Origin of the sequence: Devosia sp., from assembly GCF_035944845.1 — a bacterium.
Taxonomy (GTDB): Bacteria; Pseudomonadota; Alphaproteobacteria; order Rhizobiales; family Devosiaceae; genus Devosia_A.
The window spans coordinates 1-18,575 of record NZ_DASZAW010000120.1 but is presented as its reverse complement, the minus strand read 5'-3'; the positions used below and the strand labels follow the sequence as shown (position 1 = coordinate 18,575).

17 protein-coding genes are annotated in these 18,575 nt (G+C 65.2%); 4 read left to right on the top strand and 13 right to left on the bottom strand.

Going from position 1 to position 18,575, the window contains the following annotated elements:
- Positions 1-18 precede the first annotated feature (18 nt).
- Complete coding sequence (locus VGV07_RS23850; RefSeq protein ID WP_326871223.1) at positions 19-243, top strand: hypothetical protein; 225 nt, start codon at positions 19-21, stop codon at positions 241-243.
- Positions 244-274: 31 nt separating this feature from the next.
- Here the strand turns inward: VGV07_RS23850 and VGV07_RS23845 are convergent, their stop codons facing one another.
- Positions 275-1,219: an AraC family transcriptional regulator gene (locus VGV07_RS23845; RefSeq protein ID WP_326871222.1), complete on the bottom strand. Its 945-nt coding sequence runs from the start codon at positions 1,217-1,219 to the stop codon at positions 275-277.
- Between the two features lie 213 nt (positions 1,220-1,432).
- On the opposite strand from VGV07_RS23845, the gene VGV07_RS23840 reads away from it, so the two are divergent.
- The 3 genes from VGV07_RS23840 (at position 1,433) to VGV07_RS23830 (ending at position 5,705) form a co-directional block, all read left to right on the top strand.
- On the top strand, positions 1,433-2,182 hold the full coding sequence (locus VGV07_RS23840) for an alpha/beta hydrolase (protein ID WP_326871221.1): 750 nt from the start codon (positions 1,433-1,435) through the stop codon (positions 2,180-2,182).
- 115 nt (positions 2,183-2,297) lie between these two features.
- On the top strand, positions 2,298-4,346 hold the full coding sequence (locus VGV07_RS23835) for an ATP-dependent helicase (protein WP_326871263.1): 2,049 nt from the start codon (positions 2,298-2,300) through the stop codon (positions 4,344-4,346).
- 222 nt (positions 4,347-4,568) lie between these two features.
- The gene (locus VGV07_RS23830) at positions 4,569-5,705 is read left to right on the top strand and encodes a winged helix-turn-helix domain-containing protein (RefSeq protein WP_326871220.1); all 1,137 of its coding nucleotides are present in this window, start codon (positions 4,569-4,571) and stop codon (positions 5,703-5,705) included.
- Positions 5,706-5,917: 212 nt separating this feature from the next.
- On the opposite strand, the gene VGV07_RS23825 is transcribed toward VGV07_RS23830, so the two are convergent.
- The 12 genes from VGV07_RS23825 to tolQ all read right to left on the bottom strand — a co-directional run bounded on the left by VGV07_RS23825 (position 5,918) and on the right by tolQ (position 18,475).
- Positions 5,918-6,610: a pentapeptide repeat-containing protein gene (locus VGV07_RS23825; protein ID WP_326871219.1), complete on the bottom strand. Its 693-nt coding sequence runs from the start codon at positions 6,608-6,610 to the stop codon at positions 5,918-5,920.
- Positions 6,611-6,645: 35 nt separating this feature from the next.
- Positions 6,646-6,918 (bottom strand): hypothetical protein, encoded by a 273-nt coding sequence (locus tag VGV07_RS23820; protein WP_326871218.1) that lies wholly within the window; start codon positions 6,916-6,918, stop codon positions 6,646-6,648.
- Between the two features lie 104 nt (positions 6,919-7,022).
- Positions 7,023-7,769 carry a hypothetical protein gene (locus VGV07_RS23815; RefSeq protein WP_326871217.1) on the bottom strand — a complete coding sequence of 249 codons (747 nt, stop codon included), beginning with the start codon at positions 7,767-7,769 and terminating at the stop codon, positions 7,023-7,025.
- A 307-nt stretch (positions 7,770-8,076) separates the two neighbouring features.
- Positions 8,077-9,420: a phosphoglucosamine mutase gene (gene glmM / locus VGV07_RS23810; protein WP_326871216.1), complete on the bottom strand. Its 1,344-nt coding sequence runs from the start codon at positions 9,418-9,420 to the stop codon at positions 8,077-8,079.
- A 266-nt stretch (positions 9,421-9,686) separates the two neighbouring features.
- Positions 9,687-11,621, bottom strand: a complete 1,935-nt coding sequence (ftsH, locus tag VGV07_RS23805; RefSeq protein ID WP_326871215.1) for an ATP-dependent zinc metalloprotease FtsH — start codon at positions 11,619-11,621, stop codon at positions 9,687-9,689.
- A gap of 144 nt (positions 11,622-11,765) precedes the next feature.
- Entirely contained in the window at positions 11,766-12,791 is a 1,026-nt protein-coding gene (gene tilS / locus VGV07_RS23800) for a tRNA lysidine(34) synthetase TilS (protein WP_326871214.1), read from the bottom strand.
- Positions 12,776-13,837, bottom strand: a complete 1,062-nt coding sequence (gene ybgF / locus VGV07_RS23795) for a tol-pal system protein YbgF (protein WP_326871213.1) — start codon at positions 13,835-13,837, stop codon at positions 12,776-12,778. The genes tilS and ybgF overlap by 16 nt, the downstream gene beginning before the upstream one ends.
- A gap of 210 nt (positions 13,838-14,047) precedes the next feature.
- Positions 14,048-14,539 (bottom strand): peptidoglycan-associated lipoprotein Pal, encoded by a 492-nt coding sequence (pal, locus tag VGV07_RS23790; RefSeq protein ID WP_055999663.1) that lies wholly within the window; start codon positions 14,537-14,539, stop codon positions 14,048-14,050.
- A 334-nt stretch (positions 14,540-14,873) separates the two neighbouring features.
- On the bottom strand, positions 14,874-16,181 hold the full coding sequence (gene tolB / locus VGV07_RS23785; RefSeq protein WP_326871212.1) for a Tol-Pal system beta propeller repeat protein TolB: 1,308 nt from the start codon (positions 16,179-16,181) through the stop codon (positions 14,874-14,876).
- A gap of 35 nt (positions 16,182-16,216) precedes the next feature.
- On the bottom strand, positions 16,217-17,299 hold the full coding sequence (locus tag VGV07_RS23780) for a hypothetical protein (RefSeq protein ID WP_326871211.1): 1,083 nt from the start codon (positions 17,297-17,299) through the stop codon (positions 16,217-16,219).
- 4 nt (positions 17,300-17,303) lie between these two features.
- On the bottom strand, positions 17,304-17,771 hold the full coding sequence (gene tolR / locus VGV07_RS23775; RefSeq protein WP_326871210.1) for a protein TolR: 468 nt from the start codon (positions 17,769-17,771) through the stop codon (positions 17,304-17,306).
- Positions 17,771-18,475: a protein TolQ gene (gene tolQ, locus VGV07_RS23770; RefSeq protein WP_326871262.1), complete on the bottom strand. Its 705-nt coding sequence runs from the start codon at positions 18,473-18,475 to the stop codon at positions 17,771-17,773. Before tolQ ends, tolR begins: the two co-directional genes overlap by 1 nt.
- Positions 18,476-18,575: the final 100 nt, after the last annotated feature.

Here is an 18,575-nt window from a genome sequence, read left to right as displayed (position 1 = left end):
CCCTCAAAGGAGGCAGCAATGGCAACTCTGGTGCGATTGACCGAGGAACAGATCGAACGCCTGATTGTCGGCATGGAGGAAATGGAAAAGCGGCTCAAGGACATGCATGAGGAGCTGATCGAGATCGGCATCCCTAAGGACACGCTCAGCCGCTTTGCCAAACTGCATGACCGCTACACCGAAGGCGTCGCGTTCATCCTCAAGCAGCGCGAACTCGGACGCTCCGAGGACCTTTCGGGCTGAACAACAAGGGCCAGCTGGCGACCGAAGGTTGTCACGGCGAACCGGCGAACCCACCGCGCATGGCCTGCGCCGGCGGATAGCCGAACTGCGCCTTGAACGCCCGGCTGAAGGCCGCGTCGGAATCGTAGCCGACCCGACGTCCGACCTCGCTGACCCGTGTGTCCGGTGCCTTCAGCATCTCGTTGGCCATCAGCAGCCGCCAGCGCGTCTGGTAATGCAGTGGCGCGGCGCCGATCAGCGTAGCGAAGCGCTCGGCAAAGCTCGAGCGCGACATCCCGGCAATGCCGGCGAGCTCGGCCACGGTGCGGCGGCGGAACGGCTCGTCGTGGATGGCTTTCAGCGCCCGGCTGATCCGTGCATCGGCCAGCGCGCCGAGCCAGCCGCGTTTCTCCGGCGGCGCTGTGCGCACCCAGGTACGCATCGCTCGGATCACCAGAATGTCGATCAGCCGCGAGATCATCAGCGACGCGCCTGGGTGCGGCTCCCGGGCTTCGGCGAGGAGGAAATGCGCGATGCCTTCGACCCAGGCCTCTTCTTGGCTGCGCAGCGCCTTCGAAATGTGGATCAGCGCCGGGAGCACCGCGAGCATCGTCGGCATATTGTCGCCTTCGAAGCGAAAGGCGCCGGTGATCAGGTGGGTCGTCGCACCGTTGCCGCCGAGCCGGATGGCAAGCTGCTCGTCTCGCATCTGCGCCTCCAGCACTTCGCGGATCGGCACCGGCGGTACGCCACCGATCCCGATATTGTGGCCGCTGCCTTGTGGCAGCACCAGCAGGTCACCGGCTTCAGCCAGGACCCGCCTGCCGTCGCTGGCCGTAACCTCCACCGCCCCCTCCAGCACCACGTGGAAATAGGCCGAGCCCGCATCGAACGCGAGCCCCCAGGGCGCAGTCAGCTCGGCTGAAAAGATCAGTTCGCCACGCAGCCGGATCAACGTCAGCACCTGCGACAGCAGGTCGACGCGCGACGCCAGCATTGGAAAGGCGACACCGGATTCTAGGGCATGTGTTTCGGAGACCCGATCATGGTCGTTCACCGCCTCAACCTCTATCTCTCTCGCATCACTTGGCGAGGAAGCTCAACAATCCTCGGCCGAAACGCAAGATCCAGTTTTCCCTGCTCGGCATCGTCCGGCGGCAACTCGACTTTGCCGATCGTCCAACCTCGCCCGCAAAAATGGAGATGAAAAATGAAGTCCGTACTGTCCGCCCTGGTGTTTGGCGCCGCTGCTGTCGGTGCCGGTAGCGCCGCCCTTGCCGCTGAACCCGCGAAAAATGTCGTCCTCGTTCACGGTGCCTTCGCCGACGAAACCAGCTGGGACAAGGTGGCCCAGATCCTGTCGGCCAAAGGCTATCATGTGACCCAGGTGGCCAACCCGCTCACTTCGCTCGCCGATGACGTCGCGGCGACCCGGGCGGCTCTCGATGCCCAGGACGGCCCGACCGTGCTGGTCGGCCATTCCTGGGGCGGGGTGGTGATCGGCGAGGCCGGTGCTGATCCCAAGGTCAAGGCACTGGTCTATGTTTCGGCCTTCGCGCCGGATCAGGGCGAGACGCTGACCAAGCTGCTGGCCGGCGGCGAGCCGAGCGAAGGCGTCAAGGCCATCCGCCCGAACGCTGAGGGCGGCCTGATCCTCGATCCCCTTCAGTTCCCCAAGCTGTTCGCCGGCGACGTACCGGTGGCGGAAGCCGAGGCGATGGCGGCACAGCAGCTGCCCTCGAATCCGGCGAACTTCGAGGCCGTGGCCGAAGTCGCGGCCTGGCACGACAAGCCCAACTTCTACGTCGTCACCACCGAGGACCTGATGCTGCCGGCCGACGCGCAGCGCTTCTTCGCCGGCCGCCTCAAGGCCGAGGCCACCGAGATCGTCGCCAGCCACTCGGGCCTCATCTCGAAAGCCGAGGACGTTGCCAAAGTGATCGAAGCTGCCGCGCAGTGACGATCGCACCACGAGGCGCCGGTACCAGCTCCGGCGCCTCGTCAATTGCGAACAAAGCAGGAATGATGCTTCCTGATCCGGAACTCTTTCCGGATCGATTCGCGTGCAGACTGCCATTGCCCCCCACTATCTCGACAAGCTCAACCCCGAGCAGCGACAGGCGGCGGAGCACCTGGGCGGGCCCTTGCTGGTGATTGCCGGCGCCGGTTCGGGCAAGACCAACACCCTGGCCCACCGGGTGGCGCACCTGATCGTCAACGGCGCCGATCCGCGTCGTATCCTGTTGATGACCTTCTCGCGCCGCGCCGCCAGCGAAATGCAGCGCCGGGTGGAGCGGCTGGTGGCGCAGGTGATGGGCGCCAAGTCCGGCGTCATCACCGATGCCCTGAGCTGGGCCGGCACCTTCCACGGCATCGGCGCCCGGCTGCTGCGCGAACACGCCGAGCAGATCGGGCTCACCCCGGGCTTCTCGATCCACGATCGCGAAGACTCCGGCGACCTGATCAACATTATCCGGCACGAGATGGGGTTCTCGGAGGCGAAGAAGCGCTTCCCGACCAAGGGGACCTGTCTCGCCATCTACTCGCGCGTGGTCAACGCGCAGGACGATCTCGATGCGGTGCTGAAGGAGGCCTTCCCCTGGGTCGCTATGTGGGGGCCGCAGCTGCGCGAGCTGTTCGCCGCCTATGTGGAATCAAAGCAGCGCCAGCAGGTGCTCGATTACGACGACCTGCTGCTCTACTGGGCCGCCATGATGCGCGAGCCCACGATTGCCGAAGATCTCGGCGGGCGGTTCGACCACGTGCTGGTCGACGAGTATCAGGATACCAACCGGCTGCAGGCCTCGATCCTGCTGGCACTGAAGCCATCGGGCGAGGGGCTGACGGTGGTCGGCGACGACGCGCAGTCGATCTACTCGTTCCGCGCCGCGACGGTGCGCAACATCCTCGATTTTCCCGCCGCCTTCACTCCGCCGGCCCGCATGGTGACGCTCGACCGCAACTACCGTTCGACCCAGCCGATCCTCGCGGCTGCCAATGCGGTGATTTCGGAGAGCAAGGAGCGCTTCACCAAGAACCTCTGGACCGAGCGCGTCGCGACCGAAAGGCCGCGGCTGGTGACGGTGAAGGATGAGCCGAGCCAGGCCCGCTACGTGGTCGAGAGCGTGCTCGCCTGCCGGGAGGGCGGCACGGCGCTGAAGCAGCAGGCCGTGCTGTTCCGCACCTCCTCGCACTCGGCAGAGCTCGAGATCGAGCTGACCCGGCGCAACATCCCGTTCGTCAAATATGGCGGACTGAAGTTTCTCGACAGCGCCCACGTCAAGGACATGCTGGCGCTGCTGCGCTTCGTCGACAATCCGCGCGACCGCGTCGCCGGCTTCCGCGTGCTGCAGCTGCTGCCGGGCATCGGCCCGGGCGCCGCGGGCAAGGTGCTCGATCGCATGGCCGAAGCGGCGGACCCGCTGGTCGAACTGCTGAACGCTCCTCCCCCGCCGCGCGGCTCCGAGGCCTGGCCGGCGCTGCTCGAAGTGGTCGAGCATCTGGGCAAGGGCGGTGGCGGCTGGCCGGCCGAGTTGCTGCGGGCCCGCATGTGGTACGAGCCACTGATGGAGGCGGTGTACGAGGATGCAGAGGTCCGGAAGGAAGATCTCTACCAGCTCGAGCAGATCGCTGCCGGCTACCCCAGCCGCGAGCGCTTCATCACCGAGCTGACGCTCGACCCGCCCGATGCCACCTCGGACCAGGCTGGCGTACCGCTGCTCGACGAGGATTTTCTGATCCTCTCTACCATCCATTCGGCCAAGGGGCAGGAATGGAAGAACGTACATGTGCTGAACGTCGTCGACGGCGCCATCCCGTCAGACCTCGGCACCGGCTCAACCCATGAGCTGGAGGAGGAGCGTCGCCTGCTCTATGTGGCAATGACTCGCGCCCGCGACGAGTTGCACCTGATGGTGCCGCAGCGCTTCTACGTGCACCAGCAGACGCCCTATGGCGACAAGCACGTCTATGCCCAGCGCAGCCGCTTCATCACCAAAGCCATGCTGCCCTTGTTCGACGACATGTTCTGGCCGGCGGTGAAACCGGCCGCCATCAGCGGCCTTGCGCCTGCGGCGCCGCGCATCGACGTCGGCGCGGGGCTGCTGGCGATGTGGAAGAAATGAAACCCTGACATGCGCTGGCAGAGCTTTGGCTTAGTGTGTCAGGCATGAGCGAATTCGAGCACCGACAGAGCAACAGCGCCCCCTCTCCCTGTGGGGGAGAGGGTTGGGGTGAGGGGGCCTTGCCCCACGCCCCGCACCCGACGCAAGGCCCCCTGACCCGGCGTTGCGCGCCGACCTCTCCCCTCGGGGCGCTACCGCGTCCCCCAAGGGAGAGGTGAAGAAGTGAAAAAGCCGCTCAACCTCACCCCGCCCCAGGCCCGCCACATCTGGCTGCATGCCCAGCGGCTCGATAGCCGCGCACCGTTCGGCGCCGGACCCGAGGCGACGCGCAAGGCCGTGGAACACCTCGGCTACGTGCAGATCGACACCATCAACGTGATCGAGCGGGCGCACCACCACATCCTGTTCACCCGCATCCCGAACTATCGGCGCAGCGACCTCGCGCACGCCCAGTCGGTCGACAAATCGGTGTTCGAGTACTGGACGCACGCCCTGGCCTATGTGCCGGTGCGCGATCTGCCGTTCTACCTCGACGAGATGAAGCACCACCGCAGCGAACCGATGCGCTGGTACGCTGATGCCGATCCGAACGATCTGAAAAAGCTGCTGCGCCAGATCAGGAAGGACGGCGCCATCTCGATCCGTGATATCGATACCGACGAGCTGGTGGAAAAAGACCACCCCTGGGGCAGCCGCAAACCAAGTAAGCGCGTGCTGCAATACGGCTTCTTTTCGGGCGAGCTGACCATTTCCGAACGCATCGGCATGGTGAAGACCTACGAGTTGATGGGCCGGCACTTCGGCAAGCTGCCCAGGGCGGCGACATCGCGGCAGATCGACGCCTACCTGCTCGACCGCGCGCTGACGTCGCAGGGGCTGATCAGCGGTCCCTCGGTGATGCATCCAAAACTTCGCTTCACGCCGGAACTCAGCAAACAGATCGAGACCCGCCGGCGGAAGAAAACGCTGGTCCCGGTGACCATCGGCGATGATCCGACGCTGCACTATGCAACACCCGAAGCGCTGGACACGCCGCAGCCCGAGGGACCGCCGCTGGTGCACATCCTTTCGCCGTTCGACCCGCTGGCCATCCAGCGCCGCCGCACCAGCCTGTTCTTCGGCTACGATCATGTATTTGAAGCCTATGTGCCCAAGCAGAAGCGCAAGTTCGGCTACTTCACCCTGCCGGTGCTGGCCGGCGACGAGATCGTCGCAGCCCTCGACCTGAAGACCGACCGGGCCGCCGGCAAGGTCCTGATCCAAGCCTGGCACTGGGTTGGCAAGGGCAACGCAGCCGAACACAAGGCCATGCTGGAGGAAGAACTGGGGCGGTTCGAGCGGTTCCAGCTGGGGGAATAGGCATCTCACGCCTTCCGCGAACCACGGACAGCGCCCCCCTCGCCCCTCTGGGGAGAGGGTCGGGGTGAGGGGCGCCAAGCGCTCGTTCAGTGCGGTTAGGCAGGCGACAACAGCACGTCCGGTGTGCTTGGCTGCCCCTCACCCTAACCCTCTCCCCAGAGGGGCGAGGGGACGGCGTTGCTCAGCCCATGCCGTCCAAGCTGCTCTCCACTCTACCGCGCCCGCACCTTGAGTCCGGTCTGGCTCAGGATCAGTTCCGCCTGCGCCGCCGACACCACCGCGCCCTTGAAGCGACCGGCTTGTGCGAGGATCGACAGCCCGCCGAGATCAGCACCCCTGAGGTCCGCATCCTGGAACCGCGCCTCTTCGATATTGGCTTCACGGAGAGAGCAGTTCTCGAAGCTCGCCTCGCGGAAATCGCATCTGGCGAGGTCGGCCGAGCTCAGATCCACTCCGACCAGCGTGTCCTTGCGAAAATTGAAGCCGGGGAGCTTGGCCGAGACCAGCAGCGTGTTGGTGAAGCGCACGCCCATCGACCTGGCGTCGGCCATGTCGCAGCCGGTGAGTTTGCAATCCTCGAACGAGACCGCTGACAGCGTCGCGCCGCGAAAGCTCGCATTGTTGAAATCCGACGAGCGGAACGCCGCATCCTCGAGGTTGGCGCCCCGGAACAGCGCGAAGGCGCCGCGGCAGTTGAGGAAGCGTGCGAGCTCGAGTTCCGCCTTGCCGAAATCGGTGCGGGCGAAGCTGCAGCGCTCGAACACCCAACCGGTCAGATCAAGATCGGCGAGCTTGGCTTCGTCGAGAGTACAGCCGACGAGACGCACCGGATCATCGCCCTGCAGCGCGGTGACGTCAGCCCGGGCGAGGGTGCGGTCTTCGATGGTGATGGCGGGAGGATTCATACTGCCGAGTGTACCCGAGTCGGACCGGGCCGGCGCTAGTTACCCCAGAGGCGCGGCGACTGACCGATGGCAACGAAATCCGCTACCTCGCCGTCTGGCGATCCGACGATCATGATCTCGATCGGGTCGCCATGGCTGGCGAACGATAGGGCCGCCCGGGCCGCACCATAGGCCTCGTGCAGCGCCGATCTTGCGCAGCGCAGTTCTCCTCGCCCTGTCGGGAACCCCGGTGTGGTGAACAGAGTGAACTCCGCCTCCGCGAGCGCTTCGCCATTCGCGTGGAGTTTGCCGATACCGTTGATTTGCATAGCGAAAAGCTATGCAATCGAACCTGACAGTTCGCTGACAACAAACAAGAACGGCGCCCTTCTGGGCGCCGTTCCGGGTCGGACTGGTGTCGTCCAACGGCTGCTTAGTTGAAGCGGTAGCGGACCGTGCCGCGCAGCTCGTGGATCCAGTTGTTGTCGATCTCGAAGTACCCTTCTTGCGTCGGGTCGGTCGGAGCATTGTTGATCTGGTTGATGTAGAGGCCGCGATAGCCGACATCCGCCACCCAGCTGCCCATGTCGTAGCCGACACCGACCATGACGGCCGCCGCAGCGCTGACATTGCCGCCGGTCGGAACCGGGGTGGGAACGCCCCACGGCGAGTTGGTTTCCGCGTGATTCCAGGCGAGACCGGCGCCGGCGCCGACATAGCCGAAGGCGCCACCAGCCCCCGACGAATAGCTGAAGTCGCCGCCAAGGCCGAAATCGTAGTAGATGTTGGCCAGCGCGACGGTGGAACGCAGCATCAGCGTGTAATCGCCATCGTCGAGACCACCGTCATCTTTAGTGATCTTCAGGCCCTTGGTTTCGACCGAGTCGATCGTACCGTCGAAGCGCAGCCCTGTGCCGGTTTCATAACCGAAGCCGGCGCCCCAGCTATAGCCGTAGCCATACTCGACGATCGGATCGATGTCGGCGGGATCCCACGGGTGCTTCACTTCCGGCGCCCAATGGATATTCAGCGCGGCCGAGCCGCGCAGGTAGAACGAGCCGCCGATGTCGTAATCGACTTCCGGGATCTCGGGATATTCAGGCATATCGGCCGCCATCACGGGGCCGGCGAGCAGCAGGGCGGTTCCTACCGCAGCCGCTGAAGCAAGATATCTACGCATAATGCAGGGTCCTTGTTGCCACGACGACACCAGTCGACTGACTCCACCTTGCCTGCCTTTTCTTAAAACCCACTTAACCCTAACGGATAACCCTAATGCCCGGTGAAGGAGATGCGTTAACGAAGTCTTTGCGGGGGTGGACGGTTTACTTGTACGCCGACTGACAGAGACGGCCCCCTCCCGGCCGCCCCCATGAAGGGGGAGGTGAAGAGTCGAGCTTGTGTCTTCGATCGTGCCTAATGCACCGGTGGGGCACCTTCCCCTTCGTGGGGGAGGATGGGAGGGGGCCGGCTGTGAGCGGTTAGAGCTACGCCACCTTCTTGATCGTCGCGGCGATCTCGTTGACCACCGCCAGCACCAGGCCCTCGTCGTCGCTCTCGGCCATGACCCGGATCACCGGTTCGGTGCCGGAAGGGCGGATCACCAGGCGGCCGGCATCACCGAGGCGGGCCTGGCTCTCCTTGATTGCCTGCTGCACCAGCTTGTGCTCGAGCGGCTTGCCCTCCTTATAGCGCACCGACTGCAGCAGTTGCGGCACCTTGTCGAAGCGCTTGCAGATCTCGGACACGGCTCGCCCTGCCTGCTTGGCCACCGCCAGCAGTTGCAGTCCGGCGATGAGGCCGTCGCCCGTGGTGGTGAAATCGGTGAGGATGATGTGCCCGCTCTGCTCGCCGCCGACATTGAAGCCTTTGGCGCGCATCGCTTCGAGCACGTAGCGGTCACCCACCTGGGTGCGCTCGAGGTTGAGCCCGATGCCGCCGAGGTAACGCTCGAGCCCCAGATTGCTCATCACCGTGGCGACGAGGCCGCCGCCCTTGAGTTCGCCGCGTGCGTGCCAGGATTGCGCGATCACCGCCATGAACTGGTCGCCATCGACAATCTCGCCTTTCTCGTCGACGATGATCACCCGGTCGGCGTCGCCATCGAGCGCGATGCCGATATCGGCGCGCAGTTCCTTCACCTTGGCGATCAGCGCCTCGGGGGCGGTCGAACCGACCTTGTCGTTGATGTTGAAGCCATCGGGTTCGTTGCCGATGACGAACACTTCGGCGCCCAGTTCCCACAGCGCCGTCGGCGCCACCTTGTAGGCGGCGCCATTTGCGCAGTCGAGCACCACGCGCAGGCCCGTCAGATCGATGCCCTTGGGCATGGTGCGCTTGGCGTACTCGATATAGCGGGTCTGGGCCGCCTCATCGCGATGCGCGCGGCCGATGTCCCGGCCGGTGCTGAGCTGGCTCAGCATGTTGGAATCCATCAGCTGCTCGATATCGTCTTCGAGCGCATCGGAAAGCTTGTAGCCATCATGACGGAACAGCTTGATGCCGTTGTCGTCGAACGGGTTGTGTGAAGCCGAGATCATCACGCCCAGGTCGGCGCGCAGCGAGCGGGTCAGCATGGCGACGGCAGGCGTCGGCATCGGGCCGAGCAGGTAGACGTCCATACCCACGGCGGTGAAGCCGGCAGTGAGCGCACTCTCGATCATGTAGCCGGAGCGGCGGGTATCCTTGCCGATCACGACGCGGTTGCGATGGTCGCCATTGACGAACTTCAGGCCCGCCGCCATGCCGACTTTCATCGCCAGCTCCGGCGTCAGCTTTTCGCCGTTCGCCAGCCCGCGAATACCGTCCGTGCCGAAATACCTGCGCGCCATGAGAAGCCCTCGAATTGGGATGGCGCCAATCTAGCGCCAAGCACCAAGCATACGAAAGAGATTGGTGCCGTTTCGTTAACCGGCCAATCGGGGCGGATATGCGGCTGGGCGGCGGATGGGCGGAGAGTGTTGCCGCAATACCCGAGCAGATCTCGATCAGCGTCCTTCCACGCCGCAAGCCAGCGGGTCCCCCAACCACAATCTTGAAACAACCATAAACAAAAGGGCCGCTCCGAAGAGCGGCCCCGCAGTGGACTTGGGAGACGTCAGCTGCCCGGCTGCGGCTCGGGCGCGGCGCCCGGCTCGGCATCGGGGCGCTTCTTGCCCGATTTGCCGGCGGTCGGCACGCCGGTCGATTTCACCGGCGGATCGGTGTCGGACGGACGGAGCGGCATCTTGCCCTCCATCAGGCCGCGGATCTCGTCACCGGTCAGCGTCTCGTACTCGATCAGCGCCTGGGCGATGGTGTGCAGATCGTCGATATTGTCGCGGATCACCTTCTGCGCCGTCTGGTACCCCTCGTCGACGAAGCGCTTCACTTCGGCATCGACCACCTGCTGGGTCTCGTCCGACATGTGGGTGTTGCGCTGCATCATCGAGCGGCCGAGGAACACCTCGTCCTGTGCGTCGCCATAGAGCAGCGGGCCGAGCTTGTCGGACATGCCCCACTCGGTCGCCATGGCGCGGGCGAGGCCCGTTGCCATCTTGATGTCGGCGGAAGCGCCCGAAGTCACCTTCTCATAGCCGAAGATTTCTTCCTCGGCGACGCGGCCACCCATGGCGACCGCGAGGTCGGCATAGGCCTTGCGGCGGGTCAGCGACACCTGATCGCGCTCCGGCAGGCGCATCACCATGCCCAGCGCGCGACCGCGCGGGATGATGGTGGCCTTATGGATCGGATCGGACGCGTCCATCTTGATGGCGAGCAGCGCGTGCCCGGCTTCGTGATAGGCAGTGAGCTTCTTGTCTTCCTCGGTGAGGCTGAGGGTGCGGCGTTCGGCGCCCATCATCAGCTTGTCCTTGGCATCCTCGAATTCGCTCATCGTGACGAAGCGCTTGTTGCGGCGAGCCGCCAGGAGCGCCCCCTCGTTGACGAGGTTCATCAGGTCCGCACCGGAGAAACCGGGCGTACCGCGAGCCAGCACCTTGAGGTCCACGTCGGGCGCCAGCGGCACCTTGCGCACATGCACCTTGAGGATCTTCTCGCGACCCTGCACATCCGGGTTCGGCACCACGACCTGGCGATCGAAGCGGCCGGGACGCAGCAGCGCCGGATCGAGCACGTCGGGGCGGTTGGTCGCGGCGATGAGGATGATGCCCTCGTTCGCTTCGAAGCCGTCCATCTCGACCAGCAGCTGGTTCAGCGTCTGCTCGCGCTCGTCGTTACCACCGCCGAGGCCAGCGCCACGGTGCCGGCCGACGGCGTCGATTTCGTCGATGAAAATGATGCACGGGGCGTTCTTCTTGGCCTGCTCGAACATGTCGCGGACACGCGAGGCACCCACGCCGACGAACATTTCGACGAAGTCCGAGCCCGAGATGGTGAAGAACGGCACATTGGCTTCGCCGGCGACGGCGCGCGCGATGAGCGTCTTACCGGTACCCGGCGGGCCGACCAGCAGCACGCCGCGCGGAATCTTGCCGCCCAGCCGCTGGAACTTGCCCGGATCGCGCAGGAACTCGACAATCTCTTCGAGGTCCTGCTTGGCCTCGTCGACACCGGCGACATCCTCGAAGGTGATCTTGCCCTGCGTCTCGGTCAGGAGCTTGGCGCGCGACTTGCCGAAGCCCATGGCGCCGCCACGTCCCCCACCCTGCATCTGCCGGATGAAGAAGAACCACACCCCGATGATGACGAGGAACGGCAGCCACGAGGTCAGCAGCATGCCCCAGAACGGGCTGGATTCCGGCTGCTGCGCGGTGATCTGCACGCCGCGCTGCTCGAGCCGCGAGATGATGTCCGAGCCCTGCGGCGGCAACACAGTCTGGAACTTCGTGCCGTTGTTCAGCACGCCCGAGACCACGTCATTGGTGATGGTCACCGACTGGACGCTGCCTGCATCCACGTCGGAGACGAACTGACTGTAGCTCTTGTCCGTCGTCGAAATAGACTTGGTCGACGACTGAAAGACCTGAAACAGGCCCATCAGCATGAACAGAATCACCAGCCAGATGGCGAAATTCCGGAAATTGACGTTCATCAATCCTGTCCTGAAGTCCGGCACGGGAAAGGCCGGATAGTTGGGGCGAATGTAGGCCTCGCTCCTGGGCCTTACAAGGTATCGGCGGGCCGAAACTGGTGCGGCGGTTTGGCCGAAAAGTCGAGAGAGCTTGCGCTTTTCCGGTTAATTCCGCGTCACGGGTGGTTCGGTCCTCACTCGAGAGTTACGCGCCGCCTTCCGGCCGGCCTCCCGCACAACGACAATTGTCACGCCATCGCTGCTGACGAGACAACCATGCAAACTTGTCCGCTTCAGGGCTGGTTCCATGCGCAATCGATCGGTCAGCGCTTCCACCGGCTGCAGGTCGTGCGGCTTCTGCCTGCCGCCCACGTCGTCCAGCAACCCCGCGACCACCCGGGTCGCCACCGCGCGCGGCAATCGCGCCAGCACGGCGCGGGCGATCTTTCGGGTGCCGGTTGCCGGATCGAGGCTCGTTGCCGTGGCTGCGGCAAGCTGCGCCAGCGCCTGGTCGGCATCGCGCATCCGCTCGGCGAAACGCGAAAGCCGGCGGCTATCGAGCCCGAGGGCCGACAGTTGCGGCAACAGCTGGCGCCAGCGCACCCGCTCGTAGTCCGTATCGAGATTGCTGGGGTCGTGCGCGGGCCGGAACGCCGAGCCCGCGACCAGCCTGGCGAGATCTGCCGGATCGATGTCGAGCAGCGGCCGCACCACCACCAACCCGGCCACATCGGCGAAGTAGTCCATGCCACGCAGCCCCTCGAGGCCGCTGCCATGCGCCAGCCGCATCAGCACCGTCTCGGCCTGGTCCGCCAGATGATGTGCCGTAACGAGGATCTCGGCGCCATCGGCAAGCATCGCATCGGCAATCAGCCCGTAGCGCGCCCGGCGCGCCGCCTGCTGCACACCGGTCGTCGGTTTCGGCCCCTCCCAACGCAGCGCGCGGGCGGCGAACCCCAGCTTGCCGGCAGCTTCGGTAACGTAAGCCACCTCGCCTGCCGCCTCAGGCCGCAGGCCATGATCGACGGAATAGACGATGAAGCGATCATGCACGGCATGCCGGCCGGCGAATTCGGCCGCCAGCAACATCAGCCCCAGGCTGTCGGGTCCACCGGAGACGGCAAGCCCCACTCGCCGAAACGCGGCGAGCGGGGCAAAGATCGCCTCGCTGTCGATCAGCTCACCGGGCATTTCGCCTTCTGCGCTTCCTGCTCGAGGCGCTGCGTGAAGGCGGGGGTAAGCTGCGTATAGCGCTGCTTCAGCGTGTAGAAGGTGCGGCAACCGACATCCACCTGGTCAGCGCCGACCAGCGCCACGCCGAGCTTCAGCATCATGTCCGGAGCGCGGTTGCTGTCCTTGTACCTGGTGTAGCCGTCGGCCAGCGCCTGCGCCGCATCGGTGAACTGACCCTGCTGAATCAGCGCCTCCCCCAGCCAGTTGATGGCGTCGGGCATCTTTGGATCGTCGGGATAGAGCGCGACGAACTGCTGGAACTGGTCGGCGGCAAAGGCATAGTCGCCGCGGGTCATCGCGTCATAGCCGGCGTCGTACTGCGCCTTGGCGTCGCCACTGGAGATCTCACCGCCACTGCCGAGCGTCAGATCCAGCGGTCGCCCACCATCGAGGCCGAGCGTGTCGGCGCCCTCAGGGAGGGTGCCGAGCTGGTCGATGCCCCCCCTCAGCAACGGGTCGGAGGAATCGCCGAGGGCGTCCATCGGCTCGCCCTCCATCGGCTCACCGTCGAGATCGGCCAACGGCAGATCATCCGCCGGTGGGGCCGCGACCGATGCATCGGGTGTTGCGGCGACGGCAGGCGCCTCCTGGGCCGGAGACTGCGGCAGCGTATCGGACGGCGTCACGCCGTCAGTTGGCGCTGCCGCCTGCGGTTTTCCCCCAGCACCGCCTTCCAGTTCCTGGAAGCGGAACTCGTTGTCCTCGGCCTGCTTGGCAAGTTGCGTCTGCATCTGCGTCAGCTGGAACTCAAGTCCTTCGACCCGACCGGTCAGCGTGCGGATCAGGTCCTCGAGCTCCTGGATGCGCACCAGCAGCTGCGCGCTCGACTGCTGGTTCTGGGCCACATGGATGCGCGTCTCGGCCATGGCCGTTGCCGGCATCAGCACCTCGGCCGGCAGCGGGCTGGTGGCAGCAAGCGCCGGCGCGGCCAGCACCGCGGCGACAAGGGCGGCATAGATCGCGGGTCGGTAGGCCGATCCACGAATGGGGGGCAGTTTCACCATCAAAGCTCCGTCGGGTCCGGGAGAGGTTCAGTGGGATCACCAGCGGCCGTCAGCCGCACGATGTTGGATTAGCGCAGGATTTCGACAAAAAGAAAGCGCCGGGCCCAATTACGCGGCGCCCGGCGCTTATGCCTCCAGTCGATAAAGCTTCGGGGATTACGCGCGAGACACCGCGTAGCCGCGGCCTCCGCCCCGAAACCCGCTCGACGCTTACTGTACCACCGTCACAGCACGGCGGTTTTGTGACCAGCACGAAATATCGTTGCAGATGGCCACAGGACGTTCCTTGCCGAACGACTTGGTGGTGATGCGGCGCTGGTCGACGCCCTTCGACACCAGGTAGTTCACCACGATCGAACCGCGGCGGGCGCCCAGCGCGATGTTGTATTCGCGGGTACCGCGCTCGTCGGCATGGCCTTCGATCAGGATGCGGTAGTTGCGGTACTGGTTGAGCCAGGCCGCCTGCTTGTCGAGGGTCGCTATCGCGGTCGGCGTCAGGTTCGAGGAGTCGGTCTCGAAGAACACGCGGTCGCCGACGCTCACCAGGAATTCCTGCTGGCTGCCCGGAGCTCCGCCGCCCGGCCCGAGATTGCCGACCCCGGTGCCACCGGCGCCATTGCGCGAACAGGCCGCCACGGCGACCACGAGAACCACCAGCGCGGCAGCACGCAGCACGGCGAGAAGGGGCGTAACTGAACGCATCCGGGTTGACTCCTGATAGGAATGATTTGAGACGCCTTTTTTACCGTTGGTAATCTTAAGGCGGGGTTGTCGTCAGTGGTTAATTGTTGGTCATTCAGGCGCGAATGTGGCCGGAAACCGGGCTTTTCCGTGGTGTTGCCGTGAAGACACGGCAGGGGGAGGCGTATTCGACCAATAGATCGGTGCGGGAAGAATACCCCGACCCCTGTCCCCTCCCCCGCAAGGGGGAGGCGACCAAAACACTGCCGCTGGTTGGAGCGTCTCCCTCCCCCTTGCGGGGAGGGGACAGGAGCGGGGGTATTCTTCCCGCACCACGTTCTCCATTTGGGTGAAACTACCCCCTCAGCGGCGACCATGCCGGGTCGGAAGCAAAGCTCTCAGTCTTGAGGTTGAGCTCGTTCCGGCCCCAGATGTCGATCGAGTGGAGGCTCGGGCCGGCGTCGCCGCCCGGATCGCGGAAGAAGCCGATGACGCGGCTGTTGGGCGCCCAGGTCGGGCCTTCCTGCACCTGCCCGGAGGACGACAGGATCCGCTCGCCCGACCCATCGGGCTTCATGATGCCGATATGGAACTGCCCGCCGGACTGCCTTGTATAGGCGATCAGGTCACCGGCCGGCGACCATACGGGGGTCGAATAGCTGCCCTCGCCATACGAGATGCGCTGTGCGCCACCGCCGCCGGCCCCCATGATGTAGAGCTGCGGGCTGCCACCGCGATCGCTCTCGAATACGATGCGCGAGCCATCCGGCGAGTAGCACGGCGAGGTATCGATCGCCGCACCGCTGGTCAGCTGCGTCGGGTTACCGCCGCCGGCGCCGGCCGCGTAGATGTTGGTGGTGCCGCCATTCGACACCGAGAACACCACGGTGCCGCCATCGGGCGAGTAGCGTGGCGCGAACGACATGGGCGCACCGTTGATGAGCTTCCTCGAGGCGCCGCCGAGCCCGGCGACATAGACCTGCGGGTTGCCATCCTCATAAGAGGTGAAGGTGACCGAGGCGCCATCCGGCGACAGCCGCGGCGACAGGGTGAGCGCCTTGCCCGAACTCAGGTACTGCACGTTGAAGCCATCCTGGTCCATGATGGCGAGGCGCTTCACCCGGTTGGCCTTGGGGCCGCTCTCGGCGACGTAGAGAATGCGGGTATCGAAGTAGCCGGTGCCGCCGGACAGCGAGGCATAGATGGCGTCCGACACGATATGGGCAATGCGGCGATAGTTCTGCGCGTCGGTCTTGTACGACTTGCCGACCACCTGGGCAGCGGCCTGCGTATCCCAGACGCGCACCTGCGAGGCGACTTCCGCCCCGCGCTCCACCGAGCCCATCACCAGGGCGTCGACGGTGGCGGCGCGCCAGGCGGCGAAATCCGGCTCGTTGGTGACGTCGCCGACGCGGATCGGCAGCGATGCGGGATCGAGCGGTACGAACAATCCCGAGCGCTTCAGGTTGTCGCGCACGATCTGTGCAATCTCGGCGCCGAACGCCGGATCGGACGAGGCGAAATCCGGAATGGCGATCGGCAGCGGCGTGAAATTGCCGCCGGTGACGACGATCTCGACCAGCGCCTGCGACGGGGTGGCAAGCGCGACTGCGCCGCCCGCAAGGCCGAGTTTGAGCGCGTTGCGCCGGGTGATCAGGGTCATCTTACGTCTCCATCTTTCTCGGGCGTCGGGGTCACTCAGAACTCCCGCGCTGCAAACTGGGCTCGGACATCCTGCCCGGCGGCCACGGTGAACGGGCCGCAACGTTGCAGCGCACGCGACACCGCACGGGCATAGGCATCTTCGATCGGATTGGTCGGCGAACTCATCATCTGCGGGCGCCCGCTGACCATGCCGTCAGCGCCGATCGAGAAGGTGAATTCGGCACGCGCATCGGCATCCTCGGCGCCGGCCGGTAGCGTGATGCAGGAGCGGATCTGTGCCACCAGCGCACCGATCTCGGACTGGCTCAGCGTCGCCGAGCGGCCATCCTCGCGCCCGAGCGTCGGCTGGCCGCCCGTGCCGGTGGTGGCACCGCGCGACTCCTCGTTGTTGATGAGGTTGGCGACCTCGTCGGCAAGCTGCTTCGCCTCGTCGGCCTTGGCCTGTTCGATCCGCTTTTTCTCTTCTGCGGCCTTGCGCTTTTTTTCGTCCTCGGCCTTCTTCTTGTCGGCTTCGGCCTTGGCCTTTTCGTCCGCCTGCTTCTGCTTTTCGGCCTGCTGCTGCTTCTTGAACTCGGCGCGCTTCTGGTCGAGCGAAGCCGTGTGCGTCCTGGGCTTGGGCGCGCTCTCGGCCGGATCGGGCGTTTCGGGGGTCGCGACCGGAGCGGGCTCCGCCGGTGTCGGTTCTTCGACCGGTTCCGGCACCGGCTCGGGCTGCGGCTCGACCACCGGACGCGGCGCCGGGGTCGGCGCAACTTCAGGCTCCGGCTCGACCACAGGTTCGGCAGCCGCCTCGGGGGCCGGAGCAGTTTGCTCGGTCGGCGCCGGCGTTGGGTCCGGATTGTCCATCGGGGTCGGCTGGTCTTCTTCGGTGTTGCCGGTCGGTTGCGCCAGTTCGGGCGGCTTCTCGGCCTCGACGATCGACGGCGCTTCGGTTTCGACCACCTTGCTGTCGAGCGTACCCATGCGGATATTGGCGAAGTCGGTGACCGAGATCAGGTCGACGGCAATCGAATCCACCGGCGTCGGATCCATCGGTCGCCCCATGCCGATGCCGACGACCGCGAGAACGATCAGTCCGACATGCCCGATGGTGGAAACCGTGAACCCGGTGCGCATCAGCTCACTGGTCCTGTTGCTGCGCGGCCTGTTCCGTGATGAGGCCGATCTTGGCGTAGCCGGCGCCCGACAGCGCCCCCATCACCTGCATCACCGACCCGTAGTTTGCTGCCAGATCGCCGCGCACATAGATGCGGTCCTCGGTGCCGTTGACGGCAACCGCGGCGACCTGTGTGGTCAGGTCCTCGAGCGTCACCGGGTTGTCGCCGAGAAAGATCGCGCCCTCGTTGGTGACCGAAATGGTGATCGGCTTCTGCTCGGTGTTGAGTTGCTTGGCCTGCGTCTGCGGCAGCTCGATCGGCACCCCGACCGTCATCAGCGGCGCCGCCACCATGAAGATGATCAACAGCACCAGCATCACGTCGACCATCGGCGTGACGTTGATTTCGCTCATCGGCTTGGAGCCACCGCCCCGCCGCCGGCCGCGACGGCGCCCGCCACCGCCCCCGCCGCTGGATACTGCCATTGCCATCAGCGGGCACCCCGCGCTTCGAGCTGCCGGCTGAGAATGGTGGAGAACTCGTCGGCAAAGCCTTCCAGTCGGCCGATCAGCTTGTTCGCATCACCCGAAAGCTTGTTGTAGGCGATCACCGCCGGAATGGCGGCGAGCAGGCCCAGCGCCGTGGCGAACAGCGCTTCGGCGATCGGCCCGGCGACGACGCTGAGATTGGTGCTCGACGCGGCCGAGATGGCCGTAAATGCGTTCATGATGCCCCATACCGTACCAAAGAGGCCAATGAAGGGCGAGGCGGACCCGACGGTGGCGAGGAAACCGAGGCGCTTCTCGAGGTTTTCGCTCTCGCGGCTGATCGCCACGTCCAGCACCTTGTCGAGACGGCCCTGTACGCCGACGAACGACGATGCGTTCTGCTCGTGGCTGCGCTTCCACTCTTTCATCGCCGCCACGAACACGGCGCCCAGCCCCATCGAGGGCTTCTCGCTCATCTGCTGGTAAAGCTCTTCGAGCGACTGGCCCGACCAGAATACCCGCTCAAAACGATTCATCTCGTTCTTGGCGCGCGCATACAGCATGGACTTGTCGACGATGATCGCCCAGCACCAGACCGACGCGGCGAGCAGCCCGATCATCACCGTCTTGACGACGAGGTCAGCCTGCCAGAACAGCGCCCAGATCGAGAGGTCGGCATGCGGAGCGACCGTGCCGACTGCATCCATGGCTTCCATGTAAGGGTCCTTCTCAGTCCGGCCCCGACGACCGAAACCTGATCGTCGGGTCGATGCGGTTCAAATTTGTCAAATTTAAGAGAAAAGCCCG